Origin of the sequence: Hoeflea sp. Naph1 (assembly GCF_046837775.1) — a bacterium.
Taxonomy (GTDB): Bacteria; Pseudomonadota; Alphaproteobacteria; order Rhizobiales; family Rhizobiaceae; genus Hoeflea.
The window spans coordinates 3,521,749-3,543,654 of sequence record NZ_CP177286.1 but is presented as its reverse complement, the minus strand read 5'-3'; the positions used below and the strand labels follow the sequence as shown (position 1 = coordinate 3,543,654).

General features: G+C 59.7%; 23 protein-coding genes. 15 read left to right on the top strand and 8 right to left on the bottom strand.

Translation table 11 applies throughout. The features are described from left to right. Nucleotides 1-57 precede the first annotated feature (57 nt). Entirely contained in the window at nt 58-609 is a 552-nt protein-coding gene (locus ACK6D9_RS17045) for a cysteine hydrolase family protein (RefSeq protein WP_412049415.1), read from the bottom strand. A 92-nt stretch (nt 610-701) separates the two neighbouring features. Between ACK6D9_RS17045 and ACK6D9_RS17040 the strand changes: the two genes are divergently transcribed. Next, the gene (locus tag ACK6D9_RS17040; protein WP_412049414.1) at nt 702-1,640 is read left to right on the top strand and encodes a GlxA family transcriptional regulator; all 939 of its coding nucleotides are present in this window, start codon (nt 702-704) and stop codon (nt 1,638-1,640) included. 9 nt (nt 1,641-1,649) lie between these two features. On the opposite strand, the gene ACK6D9_RS17035 is transcribed toward ACK6D9_RS17040, so the two are convergent. Continuing rightward, nucleotides 1,650-2,159, bottom strand: coding sequence for a hemerythrin domain-containing protein (locus ACK6D9_RS17035; RefSeq protein ID WP_322990397.1), 510 nt, complete (start codon nt 2,157-2,159; stop codon nt 1,650-1,652). Between the two features lie 227 nt (nt 2,160-2,386). On the opposite strand from ACK6D9_RS17035, the gene ccoN reads away from it, so the two are divergent. The 5 genes from ccoN (at nt 2,387) to ACK6D9_RS17010 (ending at nt 6,541) form a co-directional block, all read left to right on the top strand. After that, entirely contained in the window at nt 2,387-4,006 is a 1,620-nt protein-coding gene (gene ccoN, locus ACK6D9_RS17030; protein ID WP_412049413.1) for a cytochrome-c oxidase, cbb3-type subunit I, read from the top strand. A gap of 11 nt (nt 4,007-4,017) precedes the next feature. Then, nucleotides 4,018-4,749, top strand: coding sequence for a cytochrome-c oxidase, cbb3-type subunit II (gene ccoO / locus ACK6D9_RS17025; protein ID WP_267653183.1), 732 nt, complete (start codon nt 4,018-4,020; stop codon nt 4,747-4,749). 13 nt (nt 4,750-4,762) lie between these two features. After that, the gene (locus ACK6D9_RS17020; protein ID WP_267653182.1) at nt 4,763-4,915 is read left to right on the top strand and encodes a cbb3-type cytochrome c oxidase subunit 3; all 153 of its coding nucleotides are present in this window, start codon (nt 4,763-4,765) and stop codon (nt 4,913-4,915) included. A gap of 3 nt (nt 4,916-4,918) precedes the next feature. Then, on the top strand, nt 4,919-5,782 hold the full coding sequence (gene ccoP, locus ACK6D9_RS17015) for a cytochrome-c oxidase, cbb3-type subunit III (RefSeq protein ID WP_412049412.1): 864 nt from the start codon (nt 4,919-4,921) through the stop codon (nt 5,780-5,782). 402 nt (nt 5,783-6,184) lie between these two features. Further along, on the top strand, nt 6,185-6,541 hold the full coding sequence (locus tag ACK6D9_RS17010) for a YigZ family protein (protein WP_267653180.1): 357 nt from the start codon (nt 6,185-6,187) through the stop codon (nt 6,539-6,541). Between the two features lie 289 nt (nt 6,542-6,830). Here the strand turns inward: ACK6D9_RS17010 and ACK6D9_RS17005 are convergent, their stop codons facing one another. The 3 genes from ACK6D9_RS17005 to ACK6D9_RS16995 all read right to left on the bottom strand — a co-directional run bounded on the left by ACK6D9_RS17005 (nt 6,831) and on the right by ACK6D9_RS16995 (nt 9,307). Beyond that, complete coding sequence (locus ACK6D9_RS17005) at nt 6,831-7,262, bottom strand: DUF6789 family protein (RefSeq protein WP_412049411.1); 432 nt, start codon at nt 7,260-7,262, stop codon at nt 6,831-6,833. An 81-nt stretch (nt 7,263-7,343) separates the two neighbouring features. Beyond that, a complete protein-coding gene (locus ACK6D9_RS17000; protein WP_412049410.1) occupies nt 7,344-8,105 on the bottom strand; it encodes a flavodoxin family protein in 762 nt (253 codons plus the stop codon). 386 nt (nt 8,106-8,491) lie between these two features. Further along, nucleotides 8,492-9,307 carry a DUF4198 domain-containing protein gene (locus ACK6D9_RS16995; protein ID WP_412049409.1) on the bottom strand — a complete coding sequence of 272 codons (816 nt, stop codon included), beginning with the start codon at nt 9,305-9,307 and terminating at the stop codon, nt 8,492-8,494. Here ACK6D9_RS16995 and ACK6D9_RS16990 point away from each other — a divergent pair. The 6 genes from ACK6D9_RS16990 (at nt 9,277) to gndA (ending at nt 16,798) form a co-directional block, all read left to right on the top strand. After that, entirely contained in the window at nt 9,277-10,491 is a 1,215-nt protein-coding gene (locus ACK6D9_RS16990) for a HupE/UreJ family protein (protein ID WP_412049408.1), read from the top strand. The genes ACK6D9_RS16995 and ACK6D9_RS16990 overlap by 31 nt on opposite strands. Before the next feature lie 196 nt (nt 10,492-10,687). Next, complete coding sequence (gene ccoG, locus ACK6D9_RS16985) at nt 10,688-12,259, top strand: cytochrome c oxidase accessory protein CcoG (protein WP_412049407.1); 1,572 nt, start codon at nt 10,688-10,690, stop codon at nt 12,257-12,259. Beyond that, nucleotides 12,256-12,768, top strand: coding sequence for a FixH family protein (locus ACK6D9_RS16980; protein ID WP_412049406.1), 513 nt, complete (start codon nt 12,256-12,258; stop codon nt 12,766-12,768). Before ccoG ends, ACK6D9_RS16980 begins: the two co-directional genes overlap by 4 nt. After that, nucleotides 12,765-15,095: a cation-translocating P-type ATPase gene (locus ACK6D9_RS16975; protein ID WP_412049405.1), complete on the top strand. Its 2,331-nt coding sequence runs from the start codon at nt 12,765-12,767 to the stop codon at nt 15,093-15,095. The genes ACK6D9_RS16980 and ACK6D9_RS16975 overlap by 4 nt, the downstream gene beginning before the upstream one ends. Further along, complete coding sequence (gene ccoS, locus ACK6D9_RS16970; protein ID WP_267653170.1) at nt 15,092-15,250, top strand: cbb3-type cytochrome oxidase assembly protein CcoS; 159 nt, start codon at nt 15,092-15,094, stop codon at nt 15,248-15,250. The genes ACK6D9_RS16975 and ccoS overlap by 4 nt, the downstream gene beginning before the upstream one ends. A 90-nt stretch (nt 15,251-15,340) precedes the next feature. After that, entirely contained in the window at nt 15,341-16,798 is a 1,458-nt protein-coding gene (gndA, locus tag ACK6D9_RS16965) for an NADP-dependent phosphogluconate dehydrogenase (protein ID WP_412049404.1), read from the top strand. Between the two features lie 80 nt (nt 16,799-16,878). Here gndA and ACK6D9_RS16960 read toward each other — a convergent pair whose 3' ends face one another. Next, the gene (locus ACK6D9_RS16960; protein ID WP_412049403.1) at nt 16,879-17,352 is read right to left on the bottom strand and encodes a MarR family winged helix-turn-helix transcriptional regulator; all 474 of its coding nucleotides are present in this window, start codon (nt 17,350-17,352) and stop codon (nt 16,879-16,881) included. Nucleotides 17,353-17,504: 152 nt separating this feature from the next. Here ACK6D9_RS16960 and ACK6D9_RS16955 point away from each other — a divergent pair, with 152 nt between their 5' ends. After that, nucleotides 17,505-18,191, top strand: coding sequence for a D-lyxose/D-mannose family sugar isomerase (locus tag ACK6D9_RS16955; RefSeq protein ID WP_412049402.1), 687 nt, complete (start codon nt 17,505-17,507; stop codon nt 18,189-18,191). Nucleotides 18,192-18,347: 156 nt separating this feature from the next. On the opposite strand, the gene ACK6D9_RS16950 is transcribed toward ACK6D9_RS16955, so the two are convergent. Beyond that, complete coding sequence (locus ACK6D9_RS16950; protein WP_322990682.1) at nt 18,348-18,581, bottom strand: LuxR C-terminal-related transcriptional regulator; 234 nt, start codon at nt 18,579-18,581, stop codon at nt 18,348-18,350. A gap of 236 nt (nt 18,582-18,817) precedes the next feature. Then, the gene (locus ACK6D9_RS16945; protein ID WP_322990678.1) at nt 18,818-19,846 is read right to left on the bottom strand and encodes an AraC family transcriptional regulator; all 1,029 of its coding nucleotides are present in this window, start codon (nt 19,844-19,846) and stop codon (nt 18,818-18,820) included. Between the two features lie 118 nt (nt 19,847-19,964). Here ACK6D9_RS16945 and ACK6D9_RS16940 point away from each other — a divergent pair, with 118 nt between their 5' ends. Both ACK6D9_RS16940 and ACK6D9_RS16935 read left to right on the top strand, forming a co-directional pair. Beyond that, nucleotides 19,965-20,438, top strand: coding sequence for a hypothetical protein (locus ACK6D9_RS16940; protein WP_412049401.1), 474 nt, complete (start codon nt 19,965-19,967; stop codon nt 20,436-20,438). Between the two features lie 146 nt (nt 20,439-20,584). Further along, entirely contained in the window at nt 20,585-21,799 is a 1,215-nt protein-coding gene (locus ACK6D9_RS16935) for an acyl-CoA dehydrogenase (protein ID WP_412049400.1), read from the top strand. The last annotated feature ends 107 nt before the right edge of the window (nt 21,800-21,906 follow it).

Sequence of the window (21,906 nt, the reverse complement as noted above, 5' to 3'; positions counted from 1 at the left end):
GAATATCCAAAAAAATGCTTGGCCGGTTCAGACGCAGGATCGAATCAGGACCGTCCGTCAGGCAGCGCCAACCAGCGTGTCGCAATCCGTCAGCGTGGCATAGGTGCCTGACAGTCCGCCCATGAAGGCGGCGTGAACCTGTGCTGCAGGCACGGTCTCGCCGCCAAAGGTGATGTCGCGGGCGGCGCAGGCGTCATGAACCACAGTGACGTCGTAGCCCAGATCCTTTGCGGCGCGGGCGGTGGCGTCGATGCACATCTGGCTCATTGCGCCGATGATGATCACGCGGACAATCCCCCGTGACGACAACAGATCCTGCAGCCGGGTGTCGACAAAGCTGTTGGGGCGGTGCTTGAGGATCACTTCCTCGCCGGCTTCCGGAGCGACCGAGGGGTGGATTTCAGCCCCCTTGCTGCCGGGCCTGAAGAACGGTGCTTCGGCAGACGGGATCTCATGATGGATGTGAACCACCATCAGGCCTTGCCGGCGGGCATGGCCGAGAATTTTTGCCGCCTTGGTGCTGGCCTGGTCCATCCTGGCAAGCGGCCAACGGCCATCTTCAAAATAGTCGTTCTGGATATCGACGAGAAGCAGCGCGGTGTCGGTCATGATGATCTCCTTTGATGAAGGGCCAGATTTACACGAAAGCCGGACCACTCTAAATTGGCGAATATGACAAATACTATGCTGAAATCGCCACAATGGTAGCGCCGGTGAAATCATTGGCCATCATGGCCTATGCCGGTGCGCAGGAATCGGCGGTGCTGGGGCTTGCCGATCTGCTTGATATCGCCAATGTCATCAGCGCCGGCGGTAACGGCGCTACTGTCAGGGTCGACGTGCTTCGTCCCGATGATCTGGCGAATGCCCGGCGCGGCTACGACGCGGTGATCATGCCACCCAACCGGAGCGGTGCGCGGGGGGCTGACGACCGGGGCGTGCACGGCTGGTTACAGGAACAGCACGGGGCAGGGACGCTTATCGCCTCGGTCTGTGCGGGCGTGTTCTGGCTTGGTCATGCAGGTCTGCTCAACAATCGGCCGGTGACAACCCATTGGGGGCTCGAGGATGAATTCCGGGAAACGTTTCCGAAGGTGGATCTGCAGCCCGAGCATCTGTTGATAGATGATAATGATATTGTCACCGCCGGCGGCATGATGGCCTGGGTCGATCTCGGGCTGTACTTTGTCGAGCACTGGCAGGGGCCTCAGGTATTGACCAGCACCGCGCGCCATCTGCTCGTCGATCCGGGCAAGCGCGAGCAGCGCAATTACCGCAGCTTCCGACCGAATCTGGGCCATGGCGATGAAACCATCCTGCGGCTGCAATTGTGGATGGAGGGCCATGTCAGCGAAAATCTGAGCGGCGAAGTACTGGAAGCACGGGCAAAACTGTCCGGCCGCACTTTTCTGCGCCGGTTCAAGGCGGCGACCGGATTAAGCCCCAATGCCTATGTGCAGGCCTTGCGGGTCGAGAAAGCCCGCGGCTTGCTGGAGCGCACACGCGAGCCGGTCAGTGCCGTTGGCTGGGCCGTGGGCTATCAGGATGTTTCCGCGTTTGGCCGGGTGTTCAGGTCGATCACCGGCTTGACGGCGGTGGAATACCGCAGCCGCTTCAGCGTCCTTGACGTCAGAGCCTGACAAACAGGGTCAGGACGGCCCCCGGTCAGTGTCATCGGTGAATAGGAGGTCGGCCGCGGTGAGCGTCTCATTGGACAACAGATGTTCGCTTTCAAAGGCGATATGGCGCCGCATGGCCTCGAAGAACCCGCGCAGCATGTAGCCTGTGGCCTCGATGTTGATATCGGGGCGGTTGGCACCCAGTGCGTGCAGCGCTTCGGTCAGTTCCTCGGCAAAGCACTCATCCTCACAATGTTCGAATTTGAGCCGGTTGAGGGTGGCTTCGATATCCTCGTGCTCCTTGAGCCGTTCGGCAAACAGCGGAAAGACGACATCTTCCTCGAAACGGTGGAGGACGCGAACCATCGGGCCGAGTGCCCGAGCCGCATAGATACATTTCTGGCGGTTGACACTGTCGGGGAGGGAATCGGCGATTTCCTCGAGTTGATCGCACAGCAACAACTGCTCCTTGTGTGCCTTGCGCAGAACCGCAATCGGGTTTTCGCCCTGCGCCACCCTAATCGTAGCTTCCTTAGCCATGGTGCGTTTCATCCCAGTAAAAGAGCGATTTTTTGTGTGTTGTTATTGCCCTCTGTAAAACGAGCCTATGGACGGGTTAGGCGGGCGTCCTTGACTTGGATCAAGGCAGTTGAAGAGCGTCTCTGCAATTTGTGCAATTGCTTGGCTTATGGTCGCGGTTTGTCTAAAGGGGCGGGCGCGATCAATGACGCTTGAGTTCGACATGATACCCCCGGGGGATACCAACCATGAAATACGCTTTCGAAACAATTGCCGTGGGCATAGGCGCCTTTCTGGCGTTGCTCGGCGTGGCTTTCGCCAAGGACGACTTGTTCGCGGCCCATATGTGGGTCCTGTTCTTCGTTCTTCTGGCGGGAACCGTGCTGTTGATGCGGCGAATCAATTTTGCTGCGCCTGCTACCCAAACGGCCGATGATAAATCAGGCTACCTCGACGGCGTTGTCCGTTACGGCGTGATCGCCACGACAATCTGGGGCATCGTCGGCTTCCTGGTGGGGGTGATCGTCGCTCTCCAGCTTGCCTATCCCGACCTCAATATCGAACCCTGGTTCAATTTTGGCCGGATGCGGCCGTTGCACACATCCGCGGTTGTTTTCGCCTTTGGCGGCAATGCGCTGATCGCAACATCATTCTACGTGGTCCAGCGCACCTGCCGTGCCCGGTTGTTTGGCGGCGATCTGGCCTGGTTCGTGTTCTGGGGTTACCAGCTGTTCATAGTCATGGCGGCGACCGGCTATCTGCTCGGCATCACCCAGAGCCGCGAATATGCCGAACCCGAATGGTATGTCGATCTGTGGTTGACGATTGTCTGGGTGGCTTATCTCGTGACCTTCATGGGCACACTGCTCAAGCGCAAGGAGCCGCATATCTATGTGGCCAACTGGTTCTACCTTGCCTTCATCATCACCATTGCGATGCTGCATGTAGTCAACAATCTGGCCGTTCCGGTATCGTTTCTCGGGTCCAAGAGCTACTCGGCCTTTGCCGGCGTTCAGGATGCCCTGACGCAGTGGTGGTATGGCCACAACGCGGTGGGCTTCTTCCTCACCGCCGGCTTCCTGGGCATGATGTACTACTTCATCCCGAAGCAGGCCAACCGTCCGGTCTATTCCTACCGGCTGTCGATCATCCATTTCTGGTCACTGATCTTTCTCTACATCTGGGCCGGTCCGCACCATCTGCACTACACCGCTCTGCCGGATTGGGCGCAGACGCTTGGCATGGTGTTCTCGATCATGCTGTGGATGCCTTCTTGGGGCGGCATGATCAACGGTCTGATGACGCTCTCGGGTGCTTGGGACAAGATCCGCACCGATCCGATCATCCGGATGATGGTAATTGCAGTGGCGTTTTACGGCATGTCGACCTTTGAAGGTCCGATGATGTCGATCAAGGCGGTCAATTCACTGAGCCATTACACCGACTGGACCATCGGTCACGTCCACTCCGGCGCACTGGGCTGGGTCGGCATGATCACCTTTGGCGCCATCTATTACCTGACGCCGAGACTGTGGAACCGTCCGCGGTTGTACTCCATGCGTCTGGTCAACTGGCACTTCTGGCTGGCCACGCTCGGTATCGTCGTCTACGCGGCGGTTTTGTGGGTCGCCGGCATTCAGCAGGGCCTGATGTGGCGCGAATACAATGACCAGGGCTTCCTGGTGTATTCCTTCGCTGAATCGGTGGCGGCTATGTACCCCTACTACGTGCTGCGTGCCATTGGTGGGATGATGTATCTCGCCGGCGGCATCATCATGGGCTGGAACGTGCTGATGACCATCCGCGGCCATGAACGGAACGAGGCCCCGATTCCGGGCGTCGCACCCGTCATGCAGCCGGCAGAGTAGGAGACACAACGATGTCACTTTTAGATAAACACGGTATCATTGAGCGTAACGCAACCCTGCTCCTGATCGGCTCGCTTGTGGTGGTATCCATCGGCGGAATCGTCGAGATCGCACCGCTCTTCTATCTCGAAAACACCATCGAGAAAGTTGACGGCATGCGTCCCTACTCGCCGCTGGAGCTGGCCGGTCGCAACATCTATATCCGCGAAGGTTGCTACACCTGCCACAGCCAGATGATCCGTCCCTTCCGGGACGAGGTCGAGCGTTACGGCCACTACAGCCTGGCGGCGGAATCGATGTATGACCGCTCGTTCCAGTGGGGATCGAAGCGGACCGGGCCGGATCTGGCCCGGGTCGGTGACCGCTACTCCAACGAGTGGCATGTCGAGCACCTTACCGAGCCGCGCTCGGTGGTGCCTGAATCGATCATGCCGAGCTACTCGTTCCTGAAGACAACCCCGCTCAAGGTGGCCAATGTGACGGCCGATCTTGAGGCCAACGCGCTGCTGGGGGTTCCTTACAGCGAAGAGATGATTGCCAGTGCGAAAGCCGACCTCGCCGGGCAAGCAGACCCGGAGGCCGATACCTCGGGCATCGAGGAGCGCTATCCGAAGGCCAAGCTCGGCGATTTCGACGGCGACCCGACGGTCGTGTCCGAGATGGATGCGCTGATAGCCTATCTGCAGATGCTCGGAACACTGGTCGATTTCTCGACTTATGACGAAGCCGCGGGCTACCGCTAAGGGGGACTGAGCGATGGAAATCTATACCGCAATGCGCCACTTCGCCGACAGCTGGGGACTTGTCTTCATGTTCGTCTTCTTTTTGGGCATGGTGCTCTTCCTCTTTCGGCCCGGCGCCAAGTCCGCGGCCAATGAAGCGGCACAAATTCCGTTGAAGGAGGACTGATAAATGTCCGAAAAACACATTGACGAAGTGACCGGCATCTCAACCACCGGCCATGAATGGGATGGCATCCGTGAGCTGGACAACCCGATGCCGCGCTGGTGGCTGTGGACGTTCTATCTCTGCATCATCTGGGCCATCGGCTATGCAATTGCCTATCCGTCGATCCCGCTGATCAAGGGCGCAACTCCCGGTCTGCTGGGCTATTCAAGCCGTGCCGATGTGGTGAGCGAACTGGCTGACGCCAAGGTAGCCCAAGGCGCGATGCTCGAGAAGATCGCCGCCACCCCGGTGGGCGATATCGCAGGCGATCAGGAATTGCTGCAGTTTGCCATTGCCGGCGGCTCGTCCGCCTTCAAGGTCAATTGCGCGCAGTGCCATGGTTCCGGCGCACAGGGCTCGGCTGGCTATCCCAACCTCAATGATGATGACTGGATGTGGGGCGGGACGATCGATCAGATCTACCACACCATTGCCCACGGCATCCGTTACGAGGCCGACGAGGACACCCATGTGTCGGAAATGCCGGCCTTTGGCGACATGCTCGAGCCTGAGCAGATCAAAGAGGTTGCAGCCTATGTCATTAGCCTCAGCGACACGCCGTCCGATGCGTCACTGGTCGACGCCGGTCAGGAGGTCTATGCCGAAAACTGCGCCGCCTGCCATGGCGACAACGCCGAAGGCATCACCGACTTCGGGGCGCCGCGGCTGTCGGACGGCATCTGGCTTAAGGGCTCGACCGAAGACGCCATTGTTGCCCAGATCCGCAACCCCAAGCATGGTGTGATGCCGGCATGGATCGACCGGCTGGGCGAACCGACGATCAAGCAGCTTGCCGTGTTCGTTCATACGCTGGGCGGCGGCCAATAGGTTTCGCCTGCATCCGGTACACAGCAGGCTGAAACACAAAACCCCGCTGGATGAATGTCCGGCGGGGTTTTGGTTTCCGGGCTTGAGCAACGGAGAGGGAGGTGGTTGCGGGCTGGTGGCGAAAACTTGCTGGTCCTACTGGTTTTGGGTGTTCGTTCCGCACCAAAAGAGGACATGCGACCTCTACGGCTTTCGGGGCAGAGCTTTTGTTCGCCCGAGAGAAAGAACAGTTCCATTCGTCGCTCATTCTGCCGTTGGTCTGTAATTCCGATAAAATCGTAGCGACTGTCGAGTTTGACTGAACGAGCCATTGGGCCGCCCCCTCGCTGGAAGGTGCAAAGATACCAACTGATGTGTCACAGACGGCTTGCCGCCGACATTGGAGGGTTCTAAGCCTCAGCTATGCGTATTCTCGATAACATCATAAGTGACCGCGGGTCGAAATATGCAGTCTCGGGAGGCCCCTGCGCATCCGAGGAGGAGGCTAAAGCCTTTATCAAGGCGCTTTGCCGCAAGAAGAAATTCGCCAAGGCGTCACATAATACATGGGCTCTGCTGAGTGCTGATGCCCCATTGAAGAACGATGATGGCGAGGCAGGTGCGGGCATGGTGATCTTGCGGATGCTGGAGCGCGAAGGATTGCGCGACCATATCATCGTGGTTACGCGATGGTTTGGCGGCAAGCATCTCGGCGGCGACCGCTTCCGGCACGTGCAGGAAGCGGTGCGGATTTACCTTTCCGATCTGCGCGCAAACTGAAGTAAGTTGTCGAGCGTCAATTCGGCCCCTTTGCGGACCTCCACGCATCATGCGAGGAACGACTGGCATGGGGCGGGAAGCAACCCTCCGCTGCGCCACCCAGCAACGGCGGATATATGGTTCAAAAAGCAGGGGAAACGCTCTGACCCGATTTCATCGGTCGAGTAGATCGAACCGAACGGTGAGTATGTCGCCGGGGTAGCCATAAGAGGCAATACCTTCGGTCCGCCTGCCCTTCGTTTACAGCAGCCAATTACGAGAAGGAAACGTCCTGCACCTGAGATAATGTTTAGATTGAGGCTGTGCGAGTGCGCGCGGCGTAGACACCACCGAGCACCGCACCGAAAATGATATGCAACACCAGCGTCATCACCGGGGCCATGATTCCCAGAGACATCCCGAACAAGCCCGCACCCGCCATCGGCATGATCAAGATCATCATCAACAGCCAGTCGACGACACCGAATACGATGCCTTTCTGTATCGCGCTGCCACCGGGGATCATGTCGTAGAGGATCGAGAAGCCCGCGCCCCAAACCACTGTCCCGATCACAAAATGCGCGATCCAGCCTGCGGCAAGCGGTGCACCCATCATGCCACTCAACATGGCGATAACGTCCAGCTCAGGCATCACGCCCATCATCGTTTTCCCGGCCATCAGCACCGATAGCACCACGGTAGCGACAAATCCGGCCAGAAGACCTGATGAAATGTTAGTCATGCATTAAATCCTTATCTATGAGGGGCATCCTTGCCCGGTTGCGTTTCGTCCCGAGATCGAGTTGAGGCACGCATGTCGGGTTTACGACCGATAGTCCGGATTCTCGAACCCGAAATGACACCCTGCCTTCCAGGCATTGCGGTCGTTTCCATGATTGTCGTAGCCGCCCGCTGCTTTTAACAACCGCGCCAGGTGCATCAGGTTCCACGTCATGATCGTCGTGTTGCGCTGGGTGAAGTCATTGTCGAAGCCGACGCGGCTGCCGTCGTCTTTTTCGTCGCCGTAGGATGGGCCCGGCCCTGCCTCCCCGATCCAGCCGCAGTCAGCCTGAGGCGGGATGGTATAGCCAAGGTGCGACAGCGCGTAGCTGATGGTCATCGCAGCATGCTTGATTCCATCCTCGTTGCCGGTGATGACGCTGCCTGCGACCTTGCCGTAATAGATCGACTGCCCCTTGTCATTGAGCAGGCCTGACATGCCATAGAGCCGCTCGATCAGCACGCGGCAGACAGAACTCTCCTCGCCAAGCCAAAGCGGTGTCCCGACGACCAGAATGTCTGCCGCTTTCACCTTGTCCCAAATCATGGGCCAGTCGTCTCGGTCCCAACCATGCTCCGTCAAGTCCGGTTGCACACCGGGAGGGATAGTATGGTCGAGCATGTGGATATGCTCGACCGTCACTCCGGCGCGCTCCATCATGTCACCTGAGACGCCGAGCAGAAGCCGGGTGTGGCTGTCTCCGGACTTCCGCTTGAGCGACGTATTGACGAACAAGGCCGAGAGTCCTGAAAAATCAATCGTGTTCTCGGAACAAAGCCGGGCCTGTTTGGAACTGAGAGGCATGATGATTCCTTTCACTCGCAAGACACTGGGGGCCAGCCAAGGGGTATGTCGAATTATCAACCCGCTAAGATCAACTACCAACACAGCTCAATATAGCGCTTGCTGTCCTCTTGGCCATTGCAGCAAACGTGAGAAAATTGCGGCCACAATTTACAACTCCATTATCTGGATACGGAAAAGATTCCGAACTGTCGCCCTCAATCAGCAGTTCTTCATTCAACTTTCAGTGACTACCCGACTACTCGTTTGAGTGATCGCTGCAACATTCATACCCATCCTGAAGTCAAAGCTGGATTGGTAAGAAAATCATGCTGGATAAAACTTTGCATTGCAGACCTTGGTGGCATCGCAACGAAGGTCAGCCTCTCCCCGCCCATCGTCCCCGTTCAGTCTTCCACCCCAAAACTCAGCGAAGCCCAAAAACTTTGCCAGTCGACGTCCTGATCGGCACTGGGTTCGGTCATCTGCACCGCGGCGGCGAGGTAGGTGCCGGCGGTTGCAATGATGAACCGTGCGACGCCGTTGTCGTCCGTGCGTGTCAGCGTTCTGAGCGCGTCGCCCTTGTCGTCACGCCTGAACAGCGCCACTTGCCTGTTGGCCGACGGCTGCCCTTCCCACAACAGTGTGAAACTCATTTCCGCACCCGGTGTCAGCGCTGCCGGGTTCTGACCGGCAATCAGTTCGAGCTGCATGCCGGTGGCATGGTCCTGGTCGTTTGATGCGTCGCCGACATTGATCAGCGTCTTGGCGCATCTGGTGTAGATTTCCGTGATCCTGTCGCGTGGCAGCCCGCGGGCGTCGTGGCGGGCGGCGACGGTGTCGAGGCCTTCAAGGGCCAGATACTCGCCAAACTTCACCCAGTCGCGAAACAGAAGCTGCTGGCCGACCGAGACATAGGTGACGATGGTCAGGCCTTCGCCGCGCGGCGACACCGTGAGCGCCGGAATATCGCCGGCGGTGCCCTCGATGCTGATTTCGCCCAAGTGGTCGTACCGCATGAAGGACTGGAAGCGCGACGGGATGAAGGGAAAGGCGTCGCCCTTGAAATTCTGGCCGACACGAAGATCGGCGGTGATCTCGGAATCCGGCGCGACCGTGAAATCCTGTGGTTCGAGCCAGAACTCGTGCGCCGAGACTGGACTGAGCGCGCCCATCAGTCCAAGAAAAGCACATGCCCAAATGCGGCCTGTCTGTCGTGTCATCGTTCTTCTCCGAATTGGCCTTGCTGATGCATCTGTTCTTCCGTTCGATAAATCAAGTGCTGGCGCCGCTGGTATTTGCGCTGGTGCTGTTGCTGACGTCTGGTGCTGCCAGCCTGGCGCATGAAATCCGCCCGGCGATTGCCGATCTCACCTTTGACGGGGAAGGCGGTGTCCGGCTCGACATCTCGTTGATCCTGGAGGCGGCACTGGCCGAGATCGGCGCCGGGCACGGCGACACCGACGACAGCCCCAACGCCCAGCGTTATGATGATTTGCGGCTTGCGGCGCCAGACGACCTTGCCGCCGAATTTGAGCGTTTTCGGAGCCGGTTTCTGCAAGGGGTCGAGCTGAGCGTGGATGGAAAACCGGTTGTGCTTGAAGTTCAATCGGTCGATCTAGATCCGGTTGGCGACACCGATTTTGCACGGCTGAGCCGGTTGTCGCTCGCGGGGCAATTGCCGGCTGGGGCGCAGGCGGTGACTTTCTCTTTCGACCCGGCCTTTGGCCCGAGCGTGATCCGGACGCCCGATGCGGAAGGCGGTTACAGCTATTCCGCCTATCTCGAGGATGGCGGCCCGAGCACGCCGATCCCGGTAGAGGGCGGGCTCGAGATCACCGCGCTTGAGGTGTTTGGCGATTACATCGGCATCGGCTTCACCCATATCGTTCCCAAGGGGCTCGATCATATCCTGTTCGTGGTCGGGTTGTTCCTGCTGTCGCCACGGCTCAAGCCGCTGCTCATCCAGATCACGGCGTTTACGCTGGCGCATTCGGTCACGCTTGCGCTGGCGATGCTGGGCGTGATCTCGCTTTCGCCGGCGATTGTCGAGCCGCTGATTGCCGCCTCGATTGTCTTTATCGCGGTTGAGAATTTGGCGACCAACCGGCTCAGCCCCTGGCGTCCGTTTGTGGTGTTCGGTTTCGGATTGCTGCATGGTCTGGGCTTCGCTGGCGTGCTGACCGAGATCGGCCTTTCGCCCGGCCATTTCGTCGCCGGTCTGGTTGCTTTCAATATCGGTGTCGAGATCGGGCAACTGGCTGTTGTCGCGGTCTGTTATGCGGCGTTCGGGGCATGGTTCTCCGACAAACCCTGGTACCGGACCCGCGTCACCATGCCGATGTCGCTGGCCATTGCGGCCATTGCCACCTGGTGGTTTGTCGAGCGCATCGGCCTGATTGGCTGAGCGGCGCGGGTGTAATTGGGAACCACCAAAACCAGGCCGGGTGGCAGTATTGTCGCATGCGGGATGGTTGTCATTGACATCGGCACCCACCGGGGCTTGATGGGCGCATGTAGTCGCTTGATCTTGATCAATGCGGCGGACCTGTCTGACGGGCAAGTTACGATCCCAACCACTGGTACCGGAAATGAACCTGAACATGCCTTCCAAAAGCGCGTTGGCTGCGGACGAAATCGAGCAAATTGATGCCGAGGCGGTCAATGCCGCCTGGAAACGCAAGCCGCTATACGAGGCGCGCAAGAAGATCTTCCCGAAGCGCGCGGAAGGCGCCTATCGACGTTTCAAGTGGATAGTGCTGCTGATCACGCTGGGCATCTATTATGTCACGCCCTGGATCCGGTGGGACCGTGGTCCCTATGCGCCGGACCAGGCGGTGCTGCTCGATCTCGCCAACCGGCGATTCTACATCTTTTCCATCGAGATCTGGCCGCAAGAATTCATCTTTGTCGCCGGGCTTCTGGTGATGGCAGGGTTCGGATTGTTCCTGATCACCTCCGTGGTGGGCCGCGCCTGGTGCGGCTATACCTGCCCGCAAACCGTCTGGGTCGATCTGTTTCTGGCGGTCGAGCGCTTCATCGAGGGTGATCGCAACCAGCGGATGAAGCTCGATGCTGCTCCCTGGACCGCATCGAAACTGGCGCGGCGCGTATCCAAGCACGCGACCTGGATCCTGATCGGCGTCGCCACCGGCGGCGCCTGGATCTTCTATTTTGCCGATGCGCCCACGCTGCTGGGCAATTTTCTGACCGGCACCGCGGCGCCGGTGGCCTATATCACGGTGGCCCTGCTGACGGCGACCACCTACACCTTCGGCGGTCTGATGCGTGAACAGGTGTGCATCTACATGTGCCCGTGGCCGCGCATCCAGGCGGCGATGCTCGATGAGAGCTCGCTGGTTGTCACCTATAATGACTGGCGTGGTGAGCCGCGCGGGCGCCACACCAAGAAGGCGGCTGCACAAGGACTGATTCAGGGGGATTGCGTCGATTGCAATGCCTGCGTTGCGGTCTGCCCGATGGGCATCGACATCCGCGATGGCCAGCAGCTCGAATGCATCACCTGCGCACTGTGCATCGATGCCTGTGACAATGTGATGGACAAACTCGACCGGCCCCGTGGCCTGATTTCTTACGCCACCCTGTCCGATTATGCGGAAAACATGGCTTTGGCCCAGGACCCGGCAACCGGAACGCTGGATCCAGCGCGGGTTCGCACGGCAGACGGCGGCTTTGTCGACAAGGTCAAGCATTTCAACTGGCGCATCATCTTCCGTCCGCGCTCGCTGCTCTACATGGGCGTGTGGTCGCTGGTCGGGCTCGGGCTGTTGGTTGCGCTGTTGTCGCGCGACCGGCTCGAGGTCAATGTGCTGCATGACCGCAATCCGCAATATGTGCTCGAATCCAACGGCGATATCCGCAATGGCTATTCGGTCAAGATCCTCAACATGATCGCCGAGCCGCGGGTGATCTTCCTGTCGATCGAGGGGCTGGAGGGTGCCACCATGCGCATTCCGGGCATCGACCAGCCGGCGGGGACTTCCTTCGCGGTTCCGGTCGAGCCGGATCGGCTCAGGGAACTCAAGGTGCATGTGCTGCAGCCCAAGCAATATATCAGCTCCACCAGCGCCAGCTTCCGTCTCATCGTTGAAGACAAGGGCAGCGCCGAGCGCGATGTCTACAAGGCGAATTTCCATGCGCCGGAGATGAAATGATGCAGATGCTGCGCGCCATTTTCCAGCCGACGGAATTTACCGGCAAGCATATGCTGGCCATTCTGGTGGCATTCTTCGGTGTCATCATCACCGTCAATCTGGTGATGGCGCGGTTTGCGATTACCAGCTGGAGTGGGCTGGTGGTACCCAATACCTATGTGGCGAGCCAGCAGTTCAACGGAAAGGCGGAAGAAGCCCGTGCCATCTCGGCGCTCGGCTACGAAGTGGACCTTGGCGCCAATGCCGATGGCCTGCAGATCACGCTGACGGACCGCGATGGTCGGGTGGCCCGCGCCGATGAGGTGACGGCCTCGTTGCGGCGGCCTGTGGGAACCCATGAAGACCGGGAACTGGTCTTCAACGCCATTCAGGCAGGCATCTACGTCGCCGACGGACGGCTTGCCGAAGGCGAATGGATCGCCCATGTCACCGCCGTCAAGGATGGACAGGCGATCTACCACAAGGCGCGGCGGTTCCATGTCGAGGCAGACGGGAGCGTGCTGAAATGAGTTGCTGTGCGGCGGGAACGGAAAGCGCTGCCGAACTTGAAGCGCTGAAGACGGAAGGCCCGTCCACTGAAGAGATGTGGCTGTCGAGCCGCTCTCTGGGTGATGGCAAGCGCCAGCTCGACCTGATCGTTCCCGGGGTGCATTGCGGCGCCTGCATTGCGCTTCTGGAAAAGGAATTGCCGAAGGTCTCGGGCGTCGATCATGCCCGCGTCAACCTGTCGACACGGCGGGTGGCGGTGGTATTTGACGAGAATGCTGGTGATGACGAGCACCCCGAAGCGGTGCTGAGCGCGCTTGGTGACCGGTTCAAGGCGCTGGGCTATCCGGCGCATCTGCCCGGCGGCGCCGAAGAGGGCGTTGATCCGGTGTTTCGCGATCTGCTCAAGGCGCTCGCGGTGGCAGGCTTTGCCTCGATGAACGTGATGCTGCTGTCGGTCTCGGTCTGGTCGGGCGCGGAGGCCGCGACGCGGGATCTGTTTCACTGGATTTCGGCGCTGATCGCCGCTCCGGCACTGGCCTATTCGGGACGGATCTTCTTCTCGTCCGCCTGGGGCGCGCTGCGTCATGGCCGCGCAAACATGGATGTGCCGATTTCGCTGGGGGTGATCCTAGCCTATGCGATCTCGCTCCACGAGACCATCACCCATGGTGAACACGCCTATTTTGATGCGTCCGTCACCTTGTTGTTCTTCCTGCTGGCAGGCCGCACGCTCGACCACATGATGCGCGAAAAGGCCCGGTCGGCGGTGCGCAATCTGGTGCGGCTGTCGCCGCGTGGCGCGATGGTGATCCAGCCCGACGGCAGCCGCGATTACATGGCGCTCGACGAGATCGAGGCGGGCATGCGGCTGGCGGTGGCGCCGGGAGATCGGATACCGGTTGACGGGCGGGTTGTTTCCGGCCGGTCGGACATGGATTTTGCCGTGGTCAACGGCGAGAGCGCGCCGCAAATGGTCGAGCCCGGTTCGCTGACACCTGCGGGTACGCTCAATCTGACCGGGGCGCTGGTGCTGGAAGCAACCCGCGACGCCAAGTCGTCATTCCTGGCCGAAATGGTATCGATGATGGAAGCGGCGGAAAGTGGCCGCGCCGGCTATCGCCGCATTGCCGACCGGGCTTCGGCGATCTACGCGCCGGTCGTGCACATTTTGGCGCTTGGCACTTTCATCGGCTGGATGATGGTGACAGGTGACTGGCGGATGGCGATGATGACCGCTGTTGCCGTGCTGATCATCACTTGTCCCTGTGCGCTCGGACTCGCGGTTCCGGTGGTCCAGGTGGTGGCGGCGGGAAGGCTGTTTGAAAACGGCATCATGGTCAAGGACGGGTCCGCCATGGAGCGGTTGGCCGAGACCGACCGGGTTGTATTCGACAAGACCGGAACGCTGACCCGGGGCCAGCCACGGCTGATCAATTCGGCCACGGTAGCGCCGAACCATCTGGCTATTGCCGCGCGGATTGCGCGCGCCTCGCGCCATCCGCTGAGCCAGGCGCTGGCCGCGCATGATGCGGGTAACGGGTTCATGCCGGAATTCGACATTGTCGAGGCGCCCGGTGATGGCGTCGAGGCGATTTCGAGCGATGGCGATGTCTACCGGCTTGGCCGGGCGGCGTTTGCGCTGGACGGCCATGATGATGGCCTCGACCAGGTGGATGCAGCCAGCCAGGTAATCCTGTCGAAGAACGGCCGTTTCCTCGATGTGTTCCTGTTCTCCGATCAGTTGCGGCGCGGAGCTGCGCAGGCTATTGCCCGGCTGAAGGCGCTTGGCATCGAAGCGGAAATCTTGTCGGGTGACCGGGAATTGCCGGTCAAGGCACTGGCGAGTGATCTGGGAGTCAGTGATTACGTGGCCGGTGTGCGGCCACGCGACAAGGTCGACCGGGTCAAGGCGCTGTCTGCTGCCGGTGGCAAGCCCTTAATGGTTGGCGACGGCCTCAATGACGCCCCGGCACTGTCGGCGGCGCATGTGTCGATGGCGCCGGCGAGTGCCGCCGATGTCGGGCGAATGGCTGCCGATTTCGTGTTTCTGCACGATTCGCTGGAAGCGGTGCCGCTGGCGATCGAGGTGTCGCGCAAGGCCGGCAAACTGATCCGGCAGAATTTCGCGCTGGCCGTCATCTATAATTGCATTGCCGTGCCTGCGGCCGTGCTGGGGCATGCGACCCCTCTGGTCGCGGCATTGGCGATGTCGTCGTCATCGGTGATCGTGGTGCTCAACTCGTTACGGCTGAGGCGCAAGACCCGGATCGAGCAATTTGCCCGCAATGAACCCGGCGTCTCGGCAGTGGCCACGGTTGCGGATCCGGGCCTCGGTGCGCCGGTATGACCAACCTCATTTTCCTGATTCCCATCGCGTTGTTTCTCGGCGGATTGGGGCTTGCAGGTTTTCTCTGGTCGATGAAAAGCGGTCAGTACGACGATCTCGACGGTGCCGCCTGGCGAGTCCTTGATGATGATGACGACAAACCGAAACCGGATTGACCGCCGTCAACTGCACTCTCGGCTTTGTGATAGCTGACGACCGGTCCGCCAGGCCATGAGCCTTGCCGAGCGCTGAGCAATGGGCCACAGATGCAGCCAATTGTGTGTGAACAGCGGAGAACGGACATGGCGAAAGCGGAAATCGGAGTCATCGGGCTGGGCGTGATGGGCGCCAATCTGGCCCTCAATATCGCTGATAATGGCTACCACGTTGCTGTCTATAACCGGACGACCTCACGCACCGACGAATTTGCTGCTGCAGCAGGCGACTTGGCCGACCGGGTCACGGCCTGTGCCACGTTGGAAGAATTCGTCGCCGCGATCAAACCACCGCGTCCGGTGATCATCATGGTCAAGGCCGGCGCGCCGGTTGACGAGCAAATCGCAGCACTGCAGCCGCTGTTAGAAGCCAATGACATCATCATCGACGCCGGCAACGCCAATTTCCGCGATACCATGCGCCGTTTTACCGACCTTGAAGGCTCGGGCCTGACCTTTATCGGCATGGGTGTTTCCGGCGGAGAGGAAGGTGCGCGCCACGGACCGTCGATCATGGTCGGTGGTGCCGAGGCGGCCTGGAAGCGGGTCGAACCGGTACTGACCGCGATCTCTGCGAAATATGAGGGCGAGGCCTGCGCCGCGTGGCTGGGCGAGAACGGTGCGGGACATTTCGTCAAGACCATTCACAACGGTATCGAATATGCCGACATGCAGATGATCGCCGAGGTCTATGGTGTCATGCGCGATCATCTGGGCATGGACGCGCCGTCGATTGCGGCGGTGTTTTCGGCATGGTCGACCGGTCCGCTCGATTCCTATCTGATCGACATTACCGCCGAAGTGCTCAAGGTCAGTGACGTCGTCTCGAATCGGCCGATCGTCGATATCATCGTCGATGCCGCAGGCCAAAAAGGAACTGGCCGCTGGGCAGTGATCGAAAGCCAGATGATGGGCGTACCGGCAACGGCAATCGAAGCGGCGGTGGCCGCGCGCAGCCTGTCGGCAATGCGGGCCGAGCGGAAGAACGCACAGGCGCGGTTCGGGCTTCCCCCACAGCAGGCGCGACGCGATGGTCAGCAGGTCATCGACGATCTCGAAAAGGCGCTGCTGGCCGGCAAGGTCGCGGCCTATGCGCAGGGCTTTGCGGTGATGGCAGCGGCATCGGCTGAATTTGACTGGAAGCTGCCGATGGCGACGATCGCACGGATCTGGCGCGCCGGCTGCATCATCCGCTCGCGGTTTCTCGATGAGATCGCTACGGCGTTTACCGACACCCCGGATGTAGCCAATCTGGCGATGACGCCGGCGTTCTCGAAAATCATCGAGGAGACCGACGGCAGTCTGCGGCGCATTGTTTCGGAATCCGTGCTGAACGGGTTGCCGGTGCCGGCGCTAGCCAGCGCGGTGAGCTATTTCGATACCTATCGCCGCGAACGCGGAACCGCCAATCTCATCCAGGCGCAGCGTGACTTTTTCGGCGCTCACGGATTTGAGCGCTTTGATGCCGATGGCGCGCATCACGGGCCTTGGGGAGGCGAACAGGGCTAGCGCAGCCGCGGGGACCGGCTGACGCGAGCGCTCACATCGCTGCCGATTTGGTCAGAGATGGCCCGGCGGGCCGGATCCGGCTACCAGTCGGTGAGGTTGTTTTCGATGACGCTCAGGCCTGACTCGAGCCGGCTTGCGCCAGTCTGCCCCAAAGTCTCCAGCAACTTGGCTTCATAGCTGCGCGCCAGTTCGACCAGATCCTGGTATTGGCGCCGGCCCTCGCGGGTGAGCTGGATGTGTTCGATGCGCCGGTCATGCTCGTCGGCCTGGCGGTTGATCCACTTGCGTTCCTCGAGCGAGCGAATGGCGCGGCTGACCTTGGTCTTGTGCATGGAAGAATGGACGCCGATCCCGGTTGCCGTGGTCTTGCCGAACTGACCGATGGTAGCCAGGGTGCGCCATTCCGGGCGGGTCATGCCGTGGCGCTCGCGGTAGAGCGTGGCGAACTGGCGGCTGACGGTTTCCGCGGCACGGGCAAGTCGGTAGGGCAAAAAACCCTCCAACGCCAGGATGTCGTCCTGCGGATCTATCTTGAGGTTGGCGTGGGGTGGCATATCGGATTTCGGCTTTCATGGACGTTGCGTTTGTAACAGTTGCAATCGCGCCGAATAGACCGAATTTCCTGTCAACGCAATTGCCATGTGTTCAGGATAATCCTAATCCTCGATCTAATCGATTTTACAAACGGCCCTGAGCGGAGAAACCGATGGAACGCAGCCAGATCAACGACATCCTCGAAGAGAGCGATCGGTTCATCCGGTCGTTCGGCTATATTCTGCCGCCATTTGCCTATTGGAGCACGGAGGAAATGCGCCGCCGCACCACCAGCGACGCACGGAATATCCGCGCCAATCGGCTGGGGTGGGACATCACCGATTACGGACAGGGTAATTTCGATGAACTCGGGCTGTTCCTGTTTACCGTCCGCAACGGCTCGGCCGAGGATCTGGCGAAGGGCAGGGGGATGCTCTACGCCGAGAAGATCATGATCTCGCGCAAGGATCAGCTGTCACCGATGCATCGTCACGATATCAAGGCGGAAGACATCATCAACCGGGGTGGCGGCAAGCTGGTGCTGGAACTGTTTGCGTCAGCCGAAGACGGCTCGGTTGATCCCGACGCCAAGGTGTCCGTACTTACCGACGGCGTGGTTCGGAACCTGGACGCGGGCGGGTTGCTCAAGCTTGACCCGGGCGAAAGTGTGACCCTGATGCCCGGCGTCTGGCATGCGTTCTGGGGAGAGGGGGCCGACGTGCTGATCGGCGAAGTCTCGACCGTCAATGACGATCTGACCGACAATGTGTTTCGCGAGCCGATCGGGCGCTTCTCGACCATTATCGAAGACGACAAGCCGACCCGTCTGCTGGTGTCGGATTATGATGTCTGGCTCTGAGAATGGTATCGACGTCCGTGCCTGCTGAATGGGTCATCGACAAAAACAATGAGCGTCAGCCTTGACCCCGCATGGCCCTGGCTGACGCCCTGGAAAAACCGTGCCGCTGATCAATCCCCGCCCGAGGTGAAACAGCCTACGGCTTCTCGTGTGAGATTATAGCGGCGGCGAGCCGATGAACCCGAGGCGCGCAGCTTTGGCCAAGCCGGCCATGCGATTGGGTACCCGCAATTTGAGGATGGCCACGGAAAGAACCGCAGAGACTTCGCCGCTGGTCAGCTCGAGTCCGCGTCCAATCTCCACGTCAGTGCGCCCTTCAGCGCATTGGCGTAGGCAATTAAGCTCGGTGCGAGTCAATGGTATCAGCCCTCTGTCCCTGCCCAGGTCCATGTTGCGTCCTCTTCCAATGATTTGGATTACAGACTCCTGCGGGCGCAGCATCAGTTCGCCGACCGCATGGAGATCAATGTTTCCGGTTCAAATTCTGAGGATGTTTATGCACTGATTGGCTGCATACCACATTCACATCGCGCGCCATTATTCTGGGTCATGGTAAGGATGAGATGGCCAATTCGAGAACCGTTGACTCGATTTTCCTTCGCGGCATCGTGCGTTGTGCCGCTGGTTCAGGAATCGGGCCGGTGCGTCTTGCGATAGGCGCTGGGAGTCATGTCGAACCATCTGACAGCCGACCGTGTAAAGGCGGCGGGGGCTGAAAAACCCAGTTTATAGGTGATGGCCGAGAGCGAGAGAGATGTTTCCAGAAGCAACCGTTCTGCCAGTTCGCGGCGGCATTCGTCGAGCAGGCTCTGCATGCTGGTTCCGGTTTCTGTGAGCCGGCGTTGCAGGGTGCGGGGACTCATGCCGAGACGTTCGGCTTCCTCGGTCAAGGTCGGGACCTTGCCGGCCAGATTCTCCACCAGATGAAGACGGATAGCCGTGGCCGGATCATCGCCATCAGCATGGCGGATCTTCAACGCGTCCATCTGCTGCGACATGAGGGCAAACAGACGAGGATCTGCGCCAGGATTGGCGCGCGCGAGGAATTCTGTTGGCAGAATAAGAGCGTTGATGGGCGCGTCGAAAGTTACATTTCGCGTCAGCAACTCCTTGTGTAGATTGATGTTTGCGGGTTTTTTGCGCACAAGCTCGAGTTGCACCCGGTTGATGTCATGGCCCAAAACTGTCCTGAAATGAGACAGTGTCTGAGACACGCCCATATCCACGTACTGGTCGCAGTGCAGGATCAGCGGGGAATAGGCCCATTCAAAATGCGTATGCCGGGCGCCGATCTCCAGAGTACACATGCTTGTCTCGCCGGCCTTGTGAAGATTGCGGCCGAGGAAAATCAACAGATCGCGCATGGTCGGGGCGCTCATCAGCGCGTAACCAAATGGCCCGCTCGCACCCTTCTCGAATATTTTTGACGATTTCAGGCCGAACAGTTCGTCGCCCGAGATCATCGCCAGTGCTTCCATGAAACGGCACAGGCGGTCGAGACTGACCCGTTCGCCAATTGTATCAAAACGATCCGGGTCCAGACCGCAGGCGCGTGCAATCGGGGCGGCGTCAATGCCACGGCTAGCCGCATAGGTGCCTATTGCGGAGGCAACACCGGCAGCAGCTTCAAACTGGTCGGCAAGTGATGGGCTCATTGCTTTGGCGTGAGATGTAAAATAATTGACGCTTCAAGTGAAGCATGTATCGTTCCTTTTGTCGACTTCAAGGGTAAGCTTGAATTCTGTTTTTCTTATCATTTTCAAATGTGTTGCTATGAACCACCGATTTATGCCGCCGAATTTTCGACTCCCTGATGGCGCGCATCCGCGCATTTGCTCGTTCTTTGGGCTTTGGCTCGATGCCAGCGATGGCGATCTGCCGGAGGCCACCTGTTTCGATGTGGCGGCGCTGAGCGTCGACTATCCCTTGCTGGCGAGTATCGGCGTTGATGAACCGGACAAGGTATTGGTCTGGCGCAGGGTCTCTTCAAAAGTCCGTTGGCCATTCGGTACGCCTGTCAGTGGCAGGCCGGTGGTCGAATCGGTGCCGCCGCTCAGTGTCAGGCGGGTGATGAATTCATTCACCGAAACGCTGGAAAGCGGCATGCCCGACTATTTCGAGACAACATCCTGGCTGTATGGCGGAAGCACACGGGCGCTGTCGCGTCTGGTGGTTCCGGTAAATGCTGGCGCCGGGCGGGAATTGATCGCATTATGGGAAATCATGGATCCGCCGGCTGCGCCTTGATGGCAGGTCAGACACCACTCCGGCTCGGAAAAAGAATTTTAAGCCTATAGTATCTTCGTGGAACCGTGATAAGGAAAAACCAAAGGCTGCGGCGCCCCGCGAGGCGGGTTGACCTCATGCTGACCGGATCAAATTGGAGTATATAGATGTCCGTCTCTCCCGCCGTTTCGATCAAAACCGCCAAATCATCGTTCCAGTGGGAAGACCCGTTCCTGATCGCGGATCAGTTGAGCGACGAAGAACGCATGATCGCTGACGCAGCGGCCGCGTTTGCCGCAGACAAGCTGGCGCCGCGAGTGACCGATGCCTATTTGAACGAGACGACGGATCGCGCGATTTTTTCGGAAATGGGCGAGGCTGGACTGCTCGGCGTCACCGTGCCGGAACAATATGGCGGCGCGGAAGCAGGCTACGTGTCCTACGGTCTGGTGGCGCGCGAAGTCGAGCGGGTGGATTCAGGCTACCGTTCGATGATGAGCGTCCAGTCGTCCTTGGTGATGTACCCGATCCAGGCCTATGGCAGCGAAGAGCAGCGGATGAAATATCTGCCGAAGTTGGCGAGCGGCGAGTGGGTCGGCTGCTTCGGCCTGACCGAGCCGGATGCCGGTTCCGATCCGGGCGGCATGAAGACCCGGGCCAGGAAGTCCGATGGCGGCTATGTGCTCAATGGCTCGAAAATGTGGATCTCGAATTCACCGATCGCCGATGTGTTCGTGGTCTGGGCCAAGTCCGAAGCGCATGACAACCAGATCCGCGGCTTTGTGCTGGAAAAGGGCATGAAGGGTCTGTCGGCGCCGAAGATCGGTGGCAAGCTGTCTCTGCGCGCCTCGATCACCGGCGAAATCGTCATGGAAAATGTCGAGGTCGGTGAAGAGGCGCTGTTGCCGAATGTTTCGGGTCTGAAGGGTCCGTTCGGCTGCCTTAACCGGGCACGCTACGGTATCTCATGGGGCGTGATGGGGGCTGCCGAGGATTGCTGGCACCGCGCCCGCCAGTACGGTCTCGACCGCCATCAGTTTGGCAAGCCGCTGGCCGGCACACAACTGTTCCAGAAGAAGCTCGCCGACATGCAGACCGAAATTGCGCTGGGGCTGCAGGGCAGCCTGCGCGTCGGTCGGTTGATGGACGAGGGCCGTTTTGCGCCGGAGATGATCTCGATCATGAAGCGCAACAATTGCGGCAAGGCGCTCGACATCGCCCGGATGGCGCGCGACATGCACGGCGGCAACGGCATCCAGGCCGAATACCACGTCATGCGCCATGCCCAGAACCTCGAAACGGTCAATACCTATGAAGGCACACATGATGTGCATGCGCTGATCCTGGGTCGCGCGCAAACCGGCATCCAGGCGTTTTTCTGAAACTCTCTGAGTTCCGAGCCTTTTTGAACAGGACGGGTCGCCACCATGGCGGCCCGTTTTTTTGCAGTGTGGTCTGAGACAGCGCGGCGGAGGAAATGGCAGTAAAA

What these genes read in the sequence shown, in the direction of transcription:
- ACK6D9_RS17035 (WP_322990397.1), bottom strand. Translation starts at nt 2,159, where the DNA reads ATGGCTAAGGAAGCTACGATTAGGGTGGCGCAGGGCGAAAACCCGATT.
- ACK6D9_RS16990 (WP_412049408.1), top strand. Translation starts at nt 9,277, where the DNA reads ATGCCCAAATGCGGCCTGTCTGTCGTGTCATCGTTCTTCTCCGAATTG.
- ccoP (WP_412049412.1), top strand. Translation starts at nt 4,919, where the DNA reads ATGTCCGAAAAACACATTGACGAAGTGACCGGCATCTCAACCACCGGC.
- ACK6D9_RS16960 (WP_412049403.1), bottom strand. Translation starts at nt 17,352, where the DNA reads ATGCCACCCCACGCCAACCTCAAGATAGATCCGCAGGACGACATCCTG.
- ccoG (WP_412049407.1), top strand. Translation starts at nt 10,688, where the DNA reads ATGCCTTCCAAAAGCGCGTTGGCTGCGGACGAAATCGAGCAAATTGAT.
- ACK6D9_RS17010 (WP_267653180.1), top strand. Translation starts at nt 6,185, where the DNA reads ATGCGTATTCTCGATAACATCATAAGTGACCGCGGGTCGAAATATGCA.
- ACK6D9_RS17040 (WP_412049414.1), top strand. Translation starts at nt 702, where the DNA reads ATGGTAGCGCCGGTGAAATCATTGGCCATCATGGCCTATGCCGGTGCG.
- ACK6D9_RS17000 (WP_412049410.1), bottom strand. Translation starts at nt 8,105, where the DNA reads ATGCCTCTCAGTTCCAAACAGGCCCGGCTTTGTTCCGAGAACACGATT.
- gndA (WP_412049404.1), top strand. Translation starts at nt 15,341, where the DNA reads ATGCAGCCAATTGTGTGTGAACAGCGGAGAACGGACATGGCGAAAGCG.
- ccoO (WP_267653183.1), top strand. Translation starts at nt 4,018, where the DNA reads ATGTCACTTTTAGATAAACACGGTATCATTGAGCGTAACGCAACCCTG.
- ACK6D9_RS17020 (WP_267653182.1), top strand. Translation starts at nt 4,763, where the DNA reads ATGGAAATCTATACCGCAATGCGCCACTTCGCCGACAGCTGGGGACTT.
- ACK6D9_RS17005 (WP_412049411.1), bottom strand. Translation starts at nt 7,262, where the DNA reads ATGACTAACATTTCATCAGGTCTTCTGGCCGGATTTGTCGCTACCGTG.
- ccoN (WP_412049413.1), top strand. Translation starts at nt 2,387, where the DNA reads ATGAAATACGCTTTCGAAACAATTGCCGTGGGCATAGGCGCCTTTCTG.
- ACK6D9_RS16950 (WP_322990682.1), bottom strand. Translation starts at nt 18,581, where the DNA reads ATGGACCTGGGCAGGGACAGAGGGCTGATACCATTGACTCGCACCGAG.
- ACK6D9_RS16995 (WP_412049409.1), bottom strand. Translation starts at nt 9,307, where the DNA reads ATGACACGACAGACAGGCCGCATTTGGGCATGTGCTTTTCTTGGACTG.
- ACK6D9_RS16940 (WP_412049401.1), top strand. Translation starts at nt 19,965, where the DNA reads ATGAACCACCGATTTATGCCGCCGAATTTTCGACTCCCTGATGGCGCG.
- ACK6D9_RS16980 (WP_412049406.1), top strand. Translation starts at nt 12,256, where the DNA reads ATGATGCAGATGCTGCGCGCCATTTTCCAGCCGACGGAATTTACCGGC.
- ACK6D9_RS17045 (WP_412049415.1), bottom strand. Translation starts at nt 609, where the DNA reads ATGACCGACACCGCGCTGCTTCTCGTCGATATCCAGAACGACTATTTT.
- ACK6D9_RS16955 (WP_412049402.1), top strand. Translation starts at nt 17,505, where the DNA reads ATGGAACGCAGCCAGATCAACGACATCCTCGAAGAGAGCGATCGGTTC.
- ccoS (WP_267653170.1), top strand. Translation starts at nt 15,092, where the DNA reads ATGACCAACCTCATTTTCCTGATTCCCATCGCGTTGTTTCTCGGCGGA.
- ACK6D9_RS16945 (WP_322990678.1), bottom strand. Translation starts at nt 19,846, where the DNA reads ATGAGCCCATCACTTGCCGACCAGTTTGAAGCTGCTGCCGGTGTTGCC.
- ACK6D9_RS16975 (WP_412049405.1), top strand. Translation starts at nt 12,765, where the DNA reads ATGAGTTGCTGTGCGGCGGGAACGGAAAGCGCTGCCGAACTTGAAGCG.
- ACK6D9_RS16935 (WP_412049400.1), top strand. Translation starts at nt 20,585, where the DNA reads ATGTCCGTCTCTCCCGCCGTTTCGATCAAAACCGCCAAATCATCGTTC.